General features: G+C 33.9%; 19 protein-coding genes. 6 read left to right on the top strand and 13 right to left on the bottom strand.

Features of this window, described 5'->3' with window-relative positions:
- Nucleotides 1–14: 14 nt before the first annotated feature.
- On the bottom strand, nucleotides 15–1,283 hold the full coding sequence (gene ilvA / locus WCV66_RS13975) for a threonine ammonia-lyase IlvA (protein ID WP_338785767.1): 1,269 nt from the start codon (nucleotides 1,281–1,283) through the stop codon (nucleotides 15–17).
- A 205-nt stretch (nucleotides 1,284–1,488) separates the two neighbouring features.
- On the opposite strand from ilvA, the gene WCV66_RS13970 reads away from it, so the two are divergent.
- The 3 genes from WCV66_RS13970 to trhA all read left to right on the top strand — a co-directional run bounded on the left by WCV66_RS13970 (nucleotide 1,489) and on the right by trhA (nucleotide 3,405).
- A complete protein-coding gene (locus WCV66_RS13970) occupies nucleotides 1,489–2,124 on the top strand; it encodes a sigma-54 factor interaction domain-containing protein (protein WP_338785766.1) in 636 nt (211 codons plus the stop codon).
- Between the two features lie 77 nt (nucleotides 2,125–2,201).
- Complete coding sequence (locus tag WCV66_RS13965) at nucleotides 2,202–2,576, top strand: hypothetical protein (RefSeq protein WP_338785765.1); 375 nt, start codon at nucleotides 2,202–2,204, stop codon at nucleotides 2,574–2,576.
- Nucleotides 2,577–2,763: 187 nt separating this feature from the next.
- Nucleotides 2,764–3,405 (top strand): PAQR family membrane homeostasis protein TrhA, encoded by a 642-nt coding sequence (gene trhA, locus WCV66_RS13960; RefSeq protein ID WP_066332634.1) that lies wholly within the window; start codon nucleotides 2,764–2,766, stop codon nucleotides 3,403–3,405.
- 132 nt (nucleotides 3,406–3,537) lie between these two features.
- Here trhA and WCV66_RS13955 read toward each other — a convergent pair whose 3' ends face one another.
- From WCV66_RS13955 to WCV66_RS13915, 9 genes are all read right to left on the bottom strand, one after another.
- Nucleotides 3,538–4,026, bottom strand: coding sequence for a dihydrofolate reductase (locus tag WCV66_RS13955; protein ID WP_066332631.1), 489 nt, complete (start codon nucleotides 4,024–4,026; stop codon nucleotides 3,538–3,540).
- The gene (locus tag WCV66_RS13950) at nucleotides 4,023–4,817 is read right to left on the bottom strand and encodes a thymidylate synthase (protein WP_066332627.1); all 795 of its coding nucleotides are present in this window, start codon (nucleotides 4,815–4,817) and stop codon (nucleotides 4,023–4,025) included. The genes WCV66_RS13955 and WCV66_RS13950 overlap by 4 nt, the downstream gene beginning before the upstream one ends.
- A gap of 44 nt (nucleotides 4,818–4,861) precedes the next feature.
- The gene (locus WCV66_RS13945; RefSeq protein ID WP_338785764.1) at nucleotides 4,862–5,599 is read right to left on the bottom strand and encodes an anthrax toxin lethal factor-related metalloendopeptidase; all 738 of its coding nucleotides are present in this window, start codon (nucleotides 5,597–5,599) and stop codon (nucleotides 4,862–4,864) included.
- A 316-nt stretch (nucleotides 5,600–5,915) separates the two neighbouring features.
- Complete coding sequence (locus WCV66_RS13940; protein ID WP_066332617.1) at nucleotides 5,916–6,515, bottom strand: YpjP family protein; 600 nt, start codon at nucleotides 6,513–6,515, stop codon at nucleotides 5,916–5,918.
- A 311-nt stretch (nucleotides 6,516–6,826) separates the two neighbouring features.
- Nucleotides 6,827–6,958 carry a YuzL family protein gene (locus tag WCV66_RS13935; RefSeq protein ID WP_083964617.1) on the bottom strand — a complete coding sequence of 44 codons (132 nt, stop codon included), beginning with the start codon at nucleotides 6,956–6,958 and terminating at the stop codon, nucleotides 6,827–6,829.
- Nucleotides 6,959–6,989: 31 nt separating this feature from the next.
- The gene (locus tag WCV66_RS13930) at nucleotides 6,990–7,769 is read right to left on the bottom strand and encodes a class I SAM-dependent methyltransferase (protein ID WP_338789449.1); all 780 of its coding nucleotides are present in this window, start codon (nucleotides 7,767–7,769) and stop codon (nucleotides 6,990–6,992) included.
- A 142-nt stretch (nucleotides 7,770–7,911) separates the two neighbouring features.
- Nucleotides 7,912–8,346 carry a BrxA/BrxB family bacilliredoxin gene (locus WCV66_RS13925; protein WP_338789373.1) on the bottom strand — a complete coding sequence of 145 codons (435 nt, stop codon included), beginning with the start codon at nucleotides 8,344–8,346 and terminating at the stop codon, nucleotides 7,912–7,914.
- Nucleotides 8,347–8,473: 127 nt separating this feature from the next.
- Entirely contained in the window at nucleotides 8,474–9,598 is a 1,125-nt protein-coding gene (locus WCV66_RS13920; protein WP_338789372.1) for a conserved virulence factor C family protein, read from the bottom strand.
- A 253-nt stretch (nucleotides 9,599–9,851) separates the two neighbouring features.
- Nucleotides 9,852–10,463: an HD domain-containing protein gene (locus WCV66_RS13915; protein ID WP_338789371.1), complete on the bottom strand. Its 612-nt coding sequence runs from the start codon at nucleotides 10,461–10,463 to the stop codon at nucleotides 9,852–9,854.
- A 132-nt stretch (nucleotides 10,464–10,595) separates the two neighbouring features.
- On the opposite strand from WCV66_RS13915, the gene WCV66_RS13910 reads away from it, so the two are divergent.
- Nucleotides 10,596–10,841, top strand: coding sequence for a hypothetical protein (locus tag WCV66_RS13910; protein WP_066332594.1), 246 nt, complete (start codon nucleotides 10,596–10,598; stop codon nucleotides 10,839–10,841).
- 64 nt (nucleotides 10,842–10,905) lie between these two features.
- Here the strand turns inward: WCV66_RS13910 and WCV66_RS13905 are convergent, their stop codons facing one another.
- From WCV66_RS13905 to WCV66_RS13895, 3 genes are all read right to left on the bottom strand, one after another.
- The gene (locus WCV66_RS13905; RefSeq protein ID WP_338789370.1) at nucleotides 10,906–11,397 is read right to left on the bottom strand and encodes a glutathione peroxidase; all 492 of its coding nucleotides are present in this window, start codon (nucleotides 11,395–11,397) and stop codon (nucleotides 10,906–10,908) included.
- 40 nt (nucleotides 11,398–11,437) lie between these two features.
- Nucleotides 11,438–11,950: a hypothetical protein gene (locus tag WCV66_RS13900; protein WP_338789369.1), complete on the bottom strand. Its 513-nt coding sequence runs from the start codon at nucleotides 11,948–11,950 to the stop codon at nucleotides 11,438–11,440.
- A gap of 123 nt (nucleotides 11,951–12,073) precedes the next feature.
- The gene (locus tag WCV66_RS13895) at nucleotides 12,074–13,765 is read right to left on the bottom strand and encodes a formate--tetrahydrofolate ligase (RefSeq protein ID WP_338789368.1); all 1,692 of its coding nucleotides are present in this window, start codon (nucleotides 13,763–13,765) and stop codon (nucleotides 12,074–12,076) included.
- A 275-nt stretch (nucleotides 13,766–14,040) separates the two neighbouring features.
- Between WCV66_RS13895 and metA the strand changes: the two genes are divergently transcribed.
- Nucleotides 14,041–14,949, top strand: a complete 909-nt coding sequence (gene metA, locus WCV66_RS13890; protein ID WP_338789367.1) for a homoserine O-acetyltransferase MetA — start codon at nucleotides 14,041–14,043, stop codon at nucleotides 14,947–14,949.
- A gap of 327 nt (nucleotides 14,950–15,276) precedes the next feature.
- Complete coding sequence (locus WCV66_RS13885; protein WP_338789366.1) at nucleotides 15,277–16,434, top strand: diglucosyl diacylglycerol synthase; 1,158 nt, start codon at nucleotides 15,277–15,279, stop codon at nucleotides 16,432–16,434.
- Nucleotides 16,435–16,470 lie beyond the last annotated feature (36 nt).

Raw genomic sequence — 16,470 nt, 5'->3', positions numbered from 1 at the left:
AAAGATTTTTTTCACTAAATAAGCAAATGAAATAAATTGCTATCTTTATTTACATCAGTAAAATATAATCCTTTTTTCTTCATTCTTTGAAGTAATGGATCATAATCCTCTTTTTGTTTTAATTCAATACCTACTAATGCAGGTCCATTATCTTTGTTATTCTTTTTAGTATATTCAAAGCGGTTAATATCATCATTTGGTCCAAGAACTTCATCTAAGAATTCTCTAAGTGCACCTGCACGTTGTGGGAAGTTTACAATAAAATAATGCTGTAAGCCTTCATAGATCATTGAACGCTCTTTAATTTCTTGCATCCTACCAATATCATTATTACCACCGCTAACGACACAGACAACATTTTTGCCTTTTATCTGATCTCTTAGAAAATCAAGTGCAGCAATTGGCATCGCTCCAGCTGGTTCAGCAACAATCGCATTTTCATTATATAACTCTAAAATAGTTGTACATACTTTTCCCTCTGGACATAGTACAACCTCGTTAACAACATCTTTACAGATCTCAAAGGTTTTATCACCAATTCTTTTTACTGCTGCTCCATCAACAAACTTATCGATTTTATCGAGAGAAACCACTTTATCTTCTAATCTAGAATTAAATAAAGAAGCTGCACCTTCTGGCTCTACCCCAATCATTTTTGTAGAAGGAGAAATACTATTAAAATAAGTACCTAAACCTGAAATTAATCCCCCGCCTCCAACACTTGCGAAAACGTAATCAATATCAACATCCGTATCATTTAAAATTTCAACTGCGACTGTGCCTTGACCAGCAATCACATCAACATCATCAAAAGGATGGATGAACGTACGATTTTCTTCCTCACAACAGATTACAGCTTTTTGGTATGCATCATCAAATGTATCTCCAGTTAAAATAATTTCAACATATTCTTTACCAAATAACTCAACCTGTGTGACCTTTTGTCGTGGAGTTGTTGATGGCATGAAAATTTTACCGTGAATTTTTAATTGTCTACATGAATATGCAACACCTTGAGCATGATTCCCAGCACTCGCACATACAATGCCATTTACTGTTTGCAGTTCATCAAGTTGTTTAATTTTATTAAAAGCTCCGCGAATCTTAAACGATCGAACTACTTGTAAATCCTCACGTTTTAAATAAACATTGCATTGAAATTTTTCAGAAAGCTGTTCATTTTTTTGAAGAGGTGTGTGAGTCACAACATCCTTCAACAAATGATGTGCCTTTAAAATATCTTCCACGTATACCTTTTGTAATTCATTGATAGTTTGCTTCATCTTCACGACCCTTTCAACTGCTTGTTAATAGAAAATTATATCATGAATATTCAAAATTTAAAGGAAATAATAGAAAGTTTCACATATTTTTTAAATGTAAGTACTTATCATTGATTTAAAAATTGAAGATGAATTTCATCAATTGGGTGTATTTAGTTTTAATTGGGTGTTATAATGATTTTACACCACGTTCGGAGGTTACGATTTGAATTCAAACAAAAGTTTTTTTACATGTGAGCAAGTTCGGAATTTTTCACACAATTCACTATCTAGCTTTTCAGATATTATTTCAAAACATCCCTCTCTATTGGAGAATGTTCATATTGCAAAAAAAATAGCCTTAACTGACTTTCCAATCCTTATACATGGAGCAACAGGAACAGGCAAGGATTTATTCGCTCAAGCAATACACACACATTCACCTCGTAAAAATTGCGCATTTGTGACAGTTGATTGTAAAGAACATAATGCTGAATTATTAGAAGAGGAACTGTTTGGCTACGAAGACAATTCTAATGATTCTTCTAGTTTGTTTGACTTGGCAACTGGCGGAACAATATTTTTTAATAATATTGGTGATTTATCTCCAAAAATACAAACAAAGATTTTAAGTGTTATTGAAAATAAGGGATGGAGACGTTTAAATGGCTCCAGGCTCATCCCCTTAAATGTTCGATTCATTTCCGCTACAAATAAACATTTAGCGCTTGAAAATGACTTTAGAGATGATTTATTGTACCGACTAAATGTACTATCGATCTCGTTACCTGAAGTTAAGGAGATAAAACAAGATATACAAGTTTTCATCGAAATTTCCTTGCTAAATCAGGGAGTCGATTAGAATAGACCAGGCCTGATGCTTTAAATCATTATGACTGGCCAGGTAATATTCGAGAAATAAAAAACACGGTCGATTATATGCTAACCGTCTCTGATGGAAGATCGATTCAGCTACATGACCTACCTCATGGTCTCATTCGCGTCGATAAACAGAAAACGAAGAAGCCTCAAGAAAAAAATACTATTCAATTAACAATGATGGACAAATTGGAATATGCATTTATTCTCGAAGAAATTAAAATGCAAAACGAAAAAGGTGAACCAGCTAGCAGACGAGTTATTTCTGAGAATAGTAAATCCTTATCAAATCCTCTAACAACCCAACAAGTCAGACATCGTTTGGATTTCTTAGAAAAGCATCATTATGTCACTAAGGGTAGGGGCCGAGCTGGAACAAAAATCACCCTAGAGGGAGTAGACTTTTTACTTTCACTCAAGGAAATTATTAAATAAAGCACTATTCTATGAAATTGTTATTTTCTAAACGAAAACTATTTAAGGTTGATTGGAGCGGAAATTAACCACACCGCATTACTTGTAATAGCAACAAAGTTTTAGAAAACAGCCTAAATAAAAACACATCCTTATTAATAATCGCAGACTTATGAAACAAATTGATTTACTAAGAAAGGAGATTCACATGGCAAACACACACACATTCTCAAAAGGCGAAGAGATTGCTAATTCGATTACACATGGAATTGGTGGATTACTCAGTATTGCAGGGCTCGTTATTTTAATCGTTTTCTCTTCTTTATATGGAACTCCATGGCACATCGTAAGCTTTACTTTATTTGGGGTGACAATGGTGCTGTTATACACCGCTTCTACCCTTGTCCATAGCTTTCCAGCTGGAAAAGCGAAGGACATATTTGAAATACTAGATCATTCAGCTATTTACTTTTTTATCGCTGGAACCTATACTCCCTTCTTATTTATTGCAGTTAAAGGGTGGGTTGGATGGACTTTATTCGGAGTTGTTTGGGGACTCGCGATTGCTGGAACAGTATTTAAATCATTTTTTGTGAAAAAGTATTTATTTTTTTCAACGATTATGTATGTTGTAATGGGCTGGTTAATTGTTTTTGCTTGGAACCATATTACTGAAAATGTTGCTTTTAATGGTGTAGTTTTATTAGTTATCGGAGGAGTACTTTACACAATTGGTGCCGTCTTTTATATGTGGAGAGGATTTAAATACCACCATGCAGTTTGGCATATCTTTGTGTTAGCAGGTACAATTCTACATTTCTTTTCTATCTTGTTTTATCTTTTACCATAAGCAAAAGCAGCCTCTATACGTTGTTCATACTAGTACATTTAACAAGTGTGAACAATTTAGAGGCTGCTTTTTTTATAAGGCTATTTTTTTAATCTTGCATTTCTTTAAGATTTTAACAAATTAATATAAAACCTAGTTTTTTCTTTCGTATATGACAAAATCAAAATCATAAGGATTTTTTTCATTTTTTATCCCGGGCTCATTTGAGATTGTTTCCCATTCGGTATCATTTGTTTCTGGAAAGAAAGTGTCTCCTTCAAATTCGTGATGAATATGTGTTATATATAAACGATCACTAAAAGGAAGCAATTCTTTAAATATCTCCGCACCACCGATGACAAAAATTTCTTCGTCCACTTTTCTTGCCATTTCTAAAAATTCGTCAATTGAATGCAACACCTTACATCCATCATGCGAAAATTGTTGATCTCTTGTTATAATTATATTTTCCCGACCTGGTAATGGCCTACCAATAGATTCAAATGTTTTGCGTCCCATCACAATTTTATGGTCCATTGTGATGCGTTTAAAATATGCCAAATCCTGAGGTAAATGCCAAGGGAGCTGATTATTACTACCGATAAGTCTGTTTTTATCCATTGCATATAGTAAAGAAATCATACGCTAACAGCTCCTTTAATATGTGGATGTGGATCATAGCCTTCTATTGAAAAATCCTCAAATGTAAAGTCAAAAATAGATGTAACATCTTCATTTATATTTAAAGTTGGTAATGGTCGCAACTCTCTTTGTATTTGCTCTTTCACTTGCTCGATGTGGTTTGAGTAAATATGAACATCACCAAATGTGTGTACAAATTCACCAACCTCAAGGTTTGTCGCTTGTGCCATCATATGGACTAATAATGCATAAGAAGCGATATTAAATGGAACACCTAAAAATACATCTGCTGAACGCTGATACAGCTGACAAGATAATTTCCCTTCAGCTACATAAAACTGAAAAAAGCAGTGACAAGGTGGTAGTGCCATATGATCAACATCCGCAACATTCCAGGCGGAAACAATTAACCGTCTAGAATCGGGATTATTTTTTATTTGATTAACGACATTTGATATTTGATCAATTGTAGAACCGTCTTTTGCTGGCCAAGATCTCCATTGGTGACCATAAACTGGTCCTAACTCCCCATTTTCATCCGCCCACTCATTCCAAATCTTTACTCCATTGTCTTGAAGGTATTTTACGTTCGTATCACCCTTTAAAAACCAAAGCAACTCGTGGATAATTGATTTTGTATGAAGTTTTTTAGTCGTGATTAATGGAAATCCTTCTTGAAGATTGAATCTCATTTGATAACCAAATGTACTAATTGTACCTGTACCAGTACGATCTTCCTTTTTGACCCCATTTTCAAGAACATGCTTACATAATTCTAAGTATTGCTTCATTTCGACACTTCCCTTACTAAGAATACTACATGTATTTTACCATTTTATCTTACATTCACATAGGATTTCTGTGTTTGGATAGCTGCTTGATTTTCTAATGATTGAATAAATGAAAATGTAAGCGGTGCCTTTTCTTCAAGTGTAAATCTGGTATCATTGTTGTAATAGTACATTGCAAAAGCTTCTGCAAAATACTCTTCAGGAAAATTGATAAAATAGTTTCGATTAGGAAACAATTGTTCAACCTCTTGCTTCCAAATCGCAAGAAATGTAGGATCTTCACGAACATAATGGAATACATATCGATCAATTGCATGTGCTACTTCATGCAATTCTAGTGAAACAGATCCATGACCTTTCCCATATTCACTATGCCCAATCTTCGCATAAACAACTCGATCATTACTCATACCAGGAACTTGATTCCAGTTAGGAGATGAATCAGCATAGCCTCTAGGTTTTTTATCTTTCAAACTAGTTAATCCCTTTTGATCAGTTAAAGACCCATTAAATAGCTTAATTTGGATATTTTGCTCTGCGGCAATCATTAAAATATTTTGATCTATTTTTTGTAAATTTTTTATCATAATTAAAGCTTCATCTTCAGCAAATGAGCCATCTGGCAAGAAAACCATTTCTCCAATTATTGGTTTAGATAGCGTCAATTCAAGCGACTTAAAGGAATATGTAGAAAGCGGGATACCTTCAGGAACTGCCCTAGCCAAATGATAAAAAGGAATACAAATAAAAGATATGATTAGGATGAAAATACCCTTTTTCATGTTGTACATCCTCTCGATGATTAAATGAACCTTCTAGTGGATTTTTTCAGATGATGGAAACTTTGAGGTGATATCAAAGTGCTTTAAATTGATTTAGAAAGTTGTTGATAAGAAAACTAATCCAATCAACAAAACTTAAATATTTTGAATCTTCTATTACAATCATAACATATTTTAATAGATTAAACTATATTACTAAAATGATTTCTCGTAGAAATAAGTTTACTAGTATGCAGAATTACACAGAGAAAAAGCACGCAAATACTTTTGCGCACTTGAAGAAAGGTTAATTATACAGCGTTTACATATCTTTTTATTAATGATAGCTCATCCAATTTGGAGGCGTATTTTTATCCCAGTAAATACTCCCCAAATCCTTGTGAGATTGAAATGAATCATGGTAAGTATGATAATGGAAATTAAACCAATATCCTTCTAAAGGCCGATTTTCTCTTCGGACATGGAAGCGTAAAACGTCTTCACCAGTAATTGTATTGTAAATATGAAAGATTTTTTCACCAGTTCCACCTGAAGGCTTTGATACCTCAAGTTGTTGGAAAAGTTCGTCGTCCTCAACATTCAAATAATATGTAATGATTTCTTCCATTTTAGGGAAAATCATTTCTTTAAATTCATCTTCAATGACGCCACCAATTTTATCGCCGAATTTTATAAAAGACTTTTGCTCTGCCTCTGATAGTAAATTGATTAGAACTTGATCCTTTGATAATGGAAGTTCTTCAATCTCTACCTTCGGTGGTAAAATTTGCTCTATACTGTCATCATTAATAGAAGATTTAGACACTGAATCTTCTGATGGTTTATCTTGAACTGCAAGAGATGCCGGTGGTGTTACAAGCCCGAAGGTTGCAATCGAGAATAGAATGACAAGTGATTTTCTAAACCATTTATTCATAGCGGGACTTCCTTCCGATAATACTAATATATAAATATCTTATCATATACCCAATTGTATTAATATAACAAATATATTACAAAACAATTAAAATATAAAAGGCGATTTTTCTTTAAATAAAAAGAAAAAACGTTTAAAATAAAGAATACATACGCATATTAAGGATATCACTTTGGGAGGTTTGAACGATGGGGTATGATACAATTTTTTTCATTGGTTGCTTCGTTACGCTTGCATATTTTATTTTTGTAGAAATTACAGATTGAGTACATACTAACGAGGCTGCCTAATGATAGGTCAGCCTCGTTTTTCTACGTTCTTTTCGTTTTCTTTCTAGCCGAATCAAGTTGCTTGCCTTTTGCTTCACTCATTGTTGTTCCTTGCCCCTCGACGTTCGGTGAGCTTAGCCCAGCCCTTGAAGGGTCTACTTTTCTTTTTGGCATATTCATAACACCTCCACACTATTATCTTTCGCTAATCCGATATTTCTATTACGCCATAATGAAATTTTGCAGATTTTCGGATGTTTACAATAAATCCATTTTCCTCAAAACGAGTACTACGCCAATGATCTTTTAAAACAATTCTTCTTTTAGCAACACGTTTCGCCTCATTTATTGCCTCTTTCTTTAATGGTGTAAAATTAGCTATACTTTTTAAAGGTAATATCCCGATTGATTCTTCAATTGTTTCTTCGAACATCGGATCAAAATAAATAACATCATAAGAATTATTAGGACAGCCTCTTAAGAACGTTAAATGGTCATTTGATGAAACATCAATGCGTTTCATTGCATTATCTAATACTTCTAGGCCTGTTTCCCATTGTTGCAATCCTGTTTTTACGATATAAGCTAGACTACTGCTTTCTTCAATCCCCTTTACAATGCCTTCTTTTCCCACAATATAGCTAGCAACAATACTATCTGATGCTAATCCAAGTGTACAATCTAAAAAAGAATCGCCAACTTGTAAATTGCAAGCTTCAGAAAAAGGATCTTTTTCACCTTTTAGCAGCCTCTTAATTCTAAACATGGCTGAGTTTGGATGAAAAAACAATGGATTATTTTGATCTAAGAAATGCAGTTCTAAGCGACTTTTCCCTACAACGAGTGTATTATCTCGATAATTCTTTTTAAGGTACTCTACAGCTTGTTTACTCCGTTTCACATATGAACCATTTAGCTCGAAGGCAATTTCCATAGCAGTTTGTATCAATTGATCATCTGGTCTACTTGAGGTTGTTACAATCATCTTATTTCTCCATTCTAAGTAATAAGCCAAAGAATTAAGCATGGCATATGTCTTCCTATGATAAGTAAATCGCTAGATCATCATGCCATGCTCTATTCTAATGACTGATTGAAAATAAAAAGGATGCGCAATCGCATCCTTTTTAACAGTATTTCTCAAACGTACTTTCTAAATTTTGCATAATTACGTCAATTGAATTTCCTTCAATTTCATGACGAGGTATAAAGTGAACGACTTCATTATCTTTTAATAGCGCCATTGATGGTGATGAAGGCTCATATCCTTTAAAATACTCACGCATCTTACTTGTGGCTTCTTTATCCTGCCCTGCAAAAACAGTAACAAGTTTATTTGGTTTTTTCTCTGCATTTAAAGCAGCTTGAGTAGCAGCTGGTCTTGCAAGTCCTGCCGCACAGCCACATACAGAGTTTACAACTACAAGCGTTGTACCTTTTACCTCGATCATAAACTCTTCAACTTCTTTGTCTGTCGTTAATTCTTCAAATCCAGCATTTGTAAGCTCAGCTCTCATAGGCTTAACAATTTGCTTCATATATTCTTCATATGCCATTGACATTTGCATCACTCCATTATTTCAATCTATAGTTCAAGAATACAATAGGGATTTTACCATTGCAATATTGTTAATTCATTTTAACTACTTCTATTTCTTCCATAAAAAACAGTACCTGAGGTCAAAAATCTTAGCCTTTCCTGCTCTCGGTCATTTGCTTCCAAACAGATCCTTTAGCTTCTTCTCCACCCTCAATACGTTCTATTGCCATCTTAACCTGCATACTAACCTCAAATTCCGGATCTTCTTCTGCTTGCTTTAAAGCTGTCAATGCGGTTTGATCTCCAACCTCGAATAAGAACATTGCTGCTCTCCATCTAACGAGTTTGTTTTTATCAGTTAATGCGTTCATCATTGGCACCATTGCTGATGGATCACCTATATCTGACAAACAATCACCTGCAGTACGTCTCACTGTAACCGTTTTATCGTTTAAAGCTTTATATAACAATGGCAATATAACTGGTTTTTCAATCATCCCTAAATAAACAGTTGCTAGTCTTCTTATTGAAGGTTTTTCATCATTTAGAGCCTTTTCTAATACCGGTAGATCGTCTTCTGTTGGATCCATTTGATCCAAATGTGCAAATCTAACAGACCAATCCTCATCATTTAACATATCTAGTGTTACTTTATAAGATTTTTTTACCGGTGTATTTGTTTTATGGCCTGCTTCAGAGGCAGATTTCACCAGCCTTTGTAATCGATCATCCGCATAGGCTGCACTTAATTCATCAACGACATCCTTTCCAATATCCGCAAGATCGCCATATCTTACACCATGTTCTTTCCACTGGCGATCTAATACTACATTTTCATTTGATTGCTGTGCCGCTAATACAGCTTCTTTAAAACGTGCTGGTAAGCCATAGCGCTCTTCAGTCAATCCGTCTGTAAGTTTAACCTGCATCGGAATATTATTAAACATTTGAACAAAAACCTTAACTTCACCGAATGCTTCTTCTTGCTGTCTAGCGTTAAAATTCCCTTCCTCTACATCTTCTCCAAACGCTTGACGAACTTGTGCTAAAATATCTTTCCAATCATATTTAGCATTTCTTTCGACAGCGAGAAAATCAGCAACATGATAAACACCTTTTACTCCTTCGATATGTAAGATCTCTCCAATAATACTTGGTGCTTCTTTAGCCTGTTCCTTTTTATAATTATTACTTTTTCCAGATGGAAGTTCTTCTGTCAAAAGCACCTTCATCGTATTAGGACTAGGAGTAGGTTCAATCGATTTTATTTTCACTATGAGCACCCCTTTTTATTAGTAAATTTATTGTAACATAGCCTCTTTAATAATCGCTATTCATAGAGGTTGAGCTTTTCTTTACAGTATCAGAATTTATAACTTTTCTTACTAAGTTTTGGTGTCTAGCTCCAGCGCCTAGACCCTCTTAGGTCTACAGCCACTCAGGAATTGAAGACAAAGAACGTCTTCTATTCCTGAGCGTCTTATGCCTGCCTTAGTCTGATCAAGGCGCTTGCGCTTTTCTTTGTTGTTATTTTACTTCGTTACACTCTCTATAGAATTGATCTAAAAATACTTGGAGGAATTGGTGTCTTTCTTCAGCGAGTAGCTTCCCAGTTTTTGTATTCATCAAGTCTTTCAATTTAAGTAATTTATCATAAAAATGACTGATTGCGTCAGTACCTTCTTTGTTATTTGGATGATAGATAAGATTTCCTTTAGAACCTGCATATGTAAACGTCCTAGCTATACCAATAGCACCAATGGCATCAAGACGATCTGCATCTTGAACAACTTTGGCTTCAAGCGATAAATGATGCACTGGCGTTTTTTTACGAAAACTAATAATTTGAATAATGTCCACAACATCTGCAACAACTTTTCTATCAATCTCCATCTTCATTAATAATCTTTCAACATCATTGATCTGAAGCTTCACATCTTCAGAAAGCTTGTCATCAATTAGATCATGTAGTAATGCAGCTAATTCAACAATAAAAATATTCGCATTCTCTGTTGCTCCAATTCGGAGTGCATTCTTTCGTACACGGTCAATATGCCACCAGTCGTGACCACTTGCCTCATCATAAAGTTGCTTTTTAACAAATTCTTCTACCTTGCTAACAAAATAATTTTCTTCCATTAATTTATACCCCTCTAAGTTAATAAGCTACTTAGCTAAATTTTTTCGATGTTGATTTATTATGAAACATAAAGAACAAAGTACTTGATATTACACATATAGTATCATATCAAATTGTAAGGGTGTGTCATGATGAGAACTGTTAATTACCTGCAACCAACAATCGGTCAAGCTTGGACTGGAAGACATATCGTTTTACTTCATTGTTCTGAAAACAACATTGTAAATGAGTTATACAAAAGTTACCACGCACCAATAGAACCGCCCCGTTCCAATTGTGCAGAGACTTTATCTCAATTACTAAGTATTGGTTATCGTGTACAAAAAATTACCCCTTTACCTAATCAGCAAATTCAATATTTTTTAGTTATGTATTAATTTATTATAATGAGGATTGATCCATTTTGGCCTGCTTCATTCCCAAGACACTAAAAAAGAAGCCTTAAACTCTGACTTCTTTTAACAGATCTTTAATATCTGGTTTTATTTCTGATGGATTTGTATTTGGAGAAAATCTCTTTATTACTACTCCTTTATTATTAACCAAGAATTTTGTAAAATTCCATTTAATCGCTTTGCTACCTAATAAGCCTGGGGCATTTGATGCTAGGTAAACGAAAAGAGGATGAGCATTTTCTCCATTTACATCTATTTTAGAAAAAATAGGAAAGCTTACCCCGTAATTCATCTCACAAAAGTTTTCAATATCACTATTACTACCTGGCTCCTGCCCCATAAACTGATTACATGGAAAACCTAGCACTGTAAACCCTTGGTCACCGTATTCCTCATATAAAGCTTGTAGCTCTTTGTATTGGGGTGTAAATCCACAATTACTAGCTGTATTAACGATCAATAAAACCTTATTTTCGTACTGTTTTAAAGTTTTCTTATCACCTTTTATTGTTTCAACTTCAAAATCATAAATGCTCATAAAAAACCTCTTTTCTACCTTATAAAGATTTAAGTATTTCTCAACTTTTAAGCTTTTTAGACATCATGTCTAGTAATGAGATGGAATGCTCGACAATATGTAACAAATCCTCAATATCATCTTCTCCATAGCATATCTGAAAATCCACTTGATAGCGGTGATGATATACCTTTAAGTTCGAGGTAATCTCTTTTGTAAGGAAAAGCTTAATCGAGTGACCTTCCCAGATTTTTTTAAGTTTCTTTAAAAGGAATTCGTCGTAATCTTGAGTTTGCAATTGCGCTTCTAGTGCCACGTTTATATGGCATCCTGGGTTTTCAATCGAATGCAGTAATTCGCCAACAAGCTGCTGTTGCCTCATCTCCATTCCAATTGTTGCAGTCGGATTTTTCTTATACTTATTTGCGAATGTAATTGTATATAATCTTGACATCGTGGCTAAATCAATATTATCACTTCTATCGGTAACCGAAATCTCATTTTCAAGATCCAAATCATAAATATACCCTTCTACGATTACCTTTAAGTTATCAAAAACAGTAGGATCAAACATTACTACCTCCTATAAAAAAGATAAAGAAACTTATATATTCCGAAAAAAAGTATCACCTTTTTTGAAAATGTTCTATCCCATCAATTTGTTTATTTCAAACCAATAGAGTTTAAAAAATTCTACTTAAAATAACCCTGTTGCAAGACCTTCATCATTTACATCCATTGAAAGCGCAGCTGGTTTCTTGGGCAACCCAGGCATTGTCATAATATTACCCGTTATCGCGACAATAAATCCCGCACCAAGTGATATTTTAAATTCACGGATCGTGATTGTGAAATTTTCTGGTCTTCCTAAAACATGAGCTTCATCGGTTAAAGAATACTGTGTTTTCGCCATACAAATTGGCAATTGACTCCACCCAAATTGATCAAAATCATTCATTTGTTTTTCTGCCTTACTTGTATATTGCACACCTGTTGCACCATAAACGATGTTTGCAATGTTAAATATTTTTTGCTTAATAGAAGAAGCAGTATCATATAAGTGTTTAAATTGATTTTGTTCCTCATCAATCGTTTTAAGAAGTTTTTTCGCTAAATCTATTCCACCTTTTCCGCCATGTTCCCATACTTCACAAAGCGCAGCTGGATGGGAATTATCATGACACCAATCCAAAATTGTTTTGATTTCTTTATCAGTGTCAGTTATAAATTTATTGATCGCTACTACATAAGGTAACCCAAAACTTTTTATTGTTTCGATATGTTTTTTCAGGTTTGAAAAACCTAAAATTAGAGCTGCTGTGTTTTCTTGTTGTAAATCATTCTTTTTCAATCCACCATGCATTTTCAAAGCCCTTATTGTCGCAACAATAACAACTCCTGAAGGGTGAATCTTACCTATTCTTGCCTTAATATTAAGAAATTTCTCAGCACCAAGATCTGCACCAAAGCCTGCTTCTGTAACAACATAATCACCAAGTTTTGCAGCCATCTTTGTTGCTAAAAGACTGTTACAGCCATGGGCAATATTTGCAAATGGACCACCATGAATTATCGCTGGGGTGTGTTCGAGCGTTTGAACTAAATTAGGCTTGATCGCTTCTTTTAATATTAATGTGAGTGCCCCTTCATACCCTATATCAGCAACTGTTACAGGTTTGTTAGAATATGTGTAGCCTATAACAACTTCGGCGAGCCTAGACCGTAAATCAGCCAAGCTATCAGCTAAACATAATATTGCCATAATCTCTGAAGCAACGGTTATATCAAAATGATCCTCACGTGGTACCCCGTGTGTGGGACCTCCGAGGCCAATTGTAATATACCGGAGTGCACGATCATTTAAGTCTAACACTCTTTTCCAGATAATTCTCCTCGGATCTATTCCAACCTCATTCCCTTGGTGAATATGATTATCTATAAATGCGGCTAAAGCATTGTTTGCAGTTGTTATCGCGTGAAGATCTCCTGTAAAATGAAGATTTATTTCATCCATAGGTAATACCTGTGAATATCCTCCACCAGTTGCACCTCCCTTCATACCCAATGTTGGTCCTAGTGAGGGTTCTCTTAGAGCAACAATTGCTCGTTTATTTAGCTGATTAAGCGCTTGAGCTAAGCCTACAGTTACAGTTGATTTCCCTTCCCCTGCAGGCGTTGGATTTATTGAGGTAACAAGAACGATTTTTCCAGAGGGTTTATTTTTTAAACGTTCAAGAATCTGCAGAGAAAGTTTTGCTTTATACTTACCAAACAATTCAAATTCATCATCATTGAGCTCCAAATAATTTTCTGCAAGTTGTTTTATAGGAAAAAGTGATACCTGTTGAGCAATATCAATATCAGATTTATATTTTTTATTTCTATTCACAATATTTTCCTCACTTTGCTAGATTTATTGTTCAGAATATCTTACCATGTATAATGGAATTAATTTTCAGGAATCAAAGACCTCTCTTTGTTTCTTATTCACTTGAATTTAAATGTATGAATCATGAGAAAATATAGATATAAGAAATTAAAAATATCAATTAATTTTTTTATTGAATAAAAATGCAAAATTATGAAAGTTCGAATTGAATTATTTTTCTAAACTTTCTATAATAAAGAATCAACCATAGAAAGAAATTTACGGAGGTGCTTTTATTGCCGATTAACATACCTAGTCATTTACCAGCTAAAGAAATACTAGAGCGAGAAAATATTTTTATTATGGACGAAAAAAGAGCGTATTCACAAGATATACGACCTTTAAATATCGTTATCTTAAATATTATGCCTGAAAAGGAAAAAACAGAAACTCAATTATTACGATTATTGGGGAATTCTCCACTCCAATTGAACATAACATTTTTAAGGCCTGACACACACACATCAAAGACTACTGCGATTGAGCATTTAAAGGAATTTTATACAACCTTTAAGCATATACAACATAAGAAATTTGATGGAATGATCATTACTGGAGCACCAATTGAGCATTTAGAATTTTCAGAGGTTTCATATTGGGATGAGCTAAAAACAATCATGGATTGGACGAAAACAAATGTTACCTCAACTTTACATATTTGTTGGGGAGCACAAGCAGGACTTTTCCATCACTACGGCGTAAATAAATATCAACTGGAAAAAAAATGCTTTGGTGTTTTTAAGCATGAAATTGTAAATCCCACTGTAAAATTATTAAGAGGGTTCGATGACATGTATTACGTCCCACATTCAAGACATACAGATGTACTGAAAGAAGAAATCGATTCTGTTTCAGAGCTTCAACTCCTTTCTTATTCAGAAGAAGCCGGTGTTTGTCTAGTAATGTCTGAGGATGGAAAGCAAATATTTTTAACTGGTCATCCTGAATATGAACGAACATCTCTAAAGGATGAGTATGAACGAGACATAGCAAAAGGATTACAAATTGAAGTTCCAGTTAACTATTTTGCTGATAATGATCCAAATAAAGAACCAATTCACTGTTGGAGATCACATGGGAACCTCCTATTTGTCAACTGGTTAAACTATTATGTTTACCAAGAAACACCTTATATTTGGGATTGAAAGGGTAAGAATAAAGTTTTATTGCAAGTAAAGTAGATTAGTTGTTTCTAATGAATGTAGAAAGGAAAGAGAATATGTTCCTCTACCTTATTTGATCATGTAATTAAATGTAAAGTTGAGAACAATTAAGAAGTTAATTTTTTTTGATTCAATATTTTTACAACGATTTTACATCTTAAGAAATACTTAATAATTGCTTTATAAAAAAGTAACATTTATATGGTAATCTTTAAGACAAATTCAGTTCGATTTCTTCATATAATTTTTATTAATGGAGAACTGAATTTGTTGTTTCGATTCGTTTCTGATTAGATTGAGGTGAAAATATTGAAAAGTAATTCAAAAGTGTTAATTTTGACCGCGAAATATGGTAATGGACATGTTCAAGTTGCAAAAACATTAGAAAATAAATGTAAAGAGCTTGGTTTCGAAAAAGTTGTAGTATGTAATCTATATTCAGAATCATTTCCTGTTTTTTCAGAGATTACTCAATATTTGTATTTAAAAAGCTTTTCAATTGGAAAACAGTTTTATCGCATATTTTATTACGGTGTAGATAAAATTTATAACAAAAGAATGATGAATCTTTATTTTAAAATGGGGCATAAACGTTTACATCAAATCGTTACTAGTGAACAGCCTGATATGATTATTAATACGTTCCCAATGATTGTTGTTCCTGAATATCGCAGGAAAACTGGAACTGTTATTCCAACCTTTAATGTCTTAACTGATTTTTGTTTACACAGAATATGGGTTCACGAAAATATCGATAAGTATTATGTCGCATCAAACCATGTTAAAGAAAAGCTAATACAGGTGGGAATTCATCCTGGCACTGTGAATGTGACCGGAATTCCGATAAGATCTCAATTTGAGGATGAAGTATGCAAAAAAGAAATATATGCAAAGTACAATTTGGATTCTAGTAAGAAAACCCTTTTAATAATGGCAGGTGCACATGGTGTTTTAAAAAACGTAAAAGAATTATGCCAATCTTTTATTTCTAAAAGTGACAACATCCAGACTGTCGTGGTTTGTGGAAATAATGCACTTTTAAAAGAAAGTCTTGACCCCCTAACACATAGCAATCCCGAACAAATAAAGGTGCTAAGTTATGTTGAGAGAGTTGATGAGCTTTATAGAATCGCATCATGCATGATTACTAAACCTGGTGGAATCACACTAACAGAAGCTACTGCACTAGGCGTTCCTGTTATTCTATTCAAGCCAGTTCCAGGTCAAGAAAAAGAAAACGCACATTTTTTTGAGGATAATAACGCCGCAATCATTGTCAATCAAATAGAGGATATTTCTGAAGAGGTATATAAATTACTTGAAGATGAACATAGATTAGAGCAAATGAAAATGAACATCAAAAAGCTGCATGTTCCAGGATCAGCAGACTTAATTGTAGAAGATATGATTAAGGAAGCTGCTTATATTAAAGATAAACATATGATGGCTGGCTCCGTAAACTACTAAAACATCTTTCAGGGATGAAAAGGGTAAATTCACATT

This window comes from Metabacillus rhizosphaerae (genome assembly GCF_037201795.1).
Lineage (GTDB): Bacteria > Bacillota > Bacilli > Bacillales > Bacillaceae > Metabacillus > Metabacillus rhizosphaerae.
The sequence above is the reverse complement of the archived record's forward strand: the minus strand, read 5'-3'. Positions and strand labels throughout refer to the sequence as shown.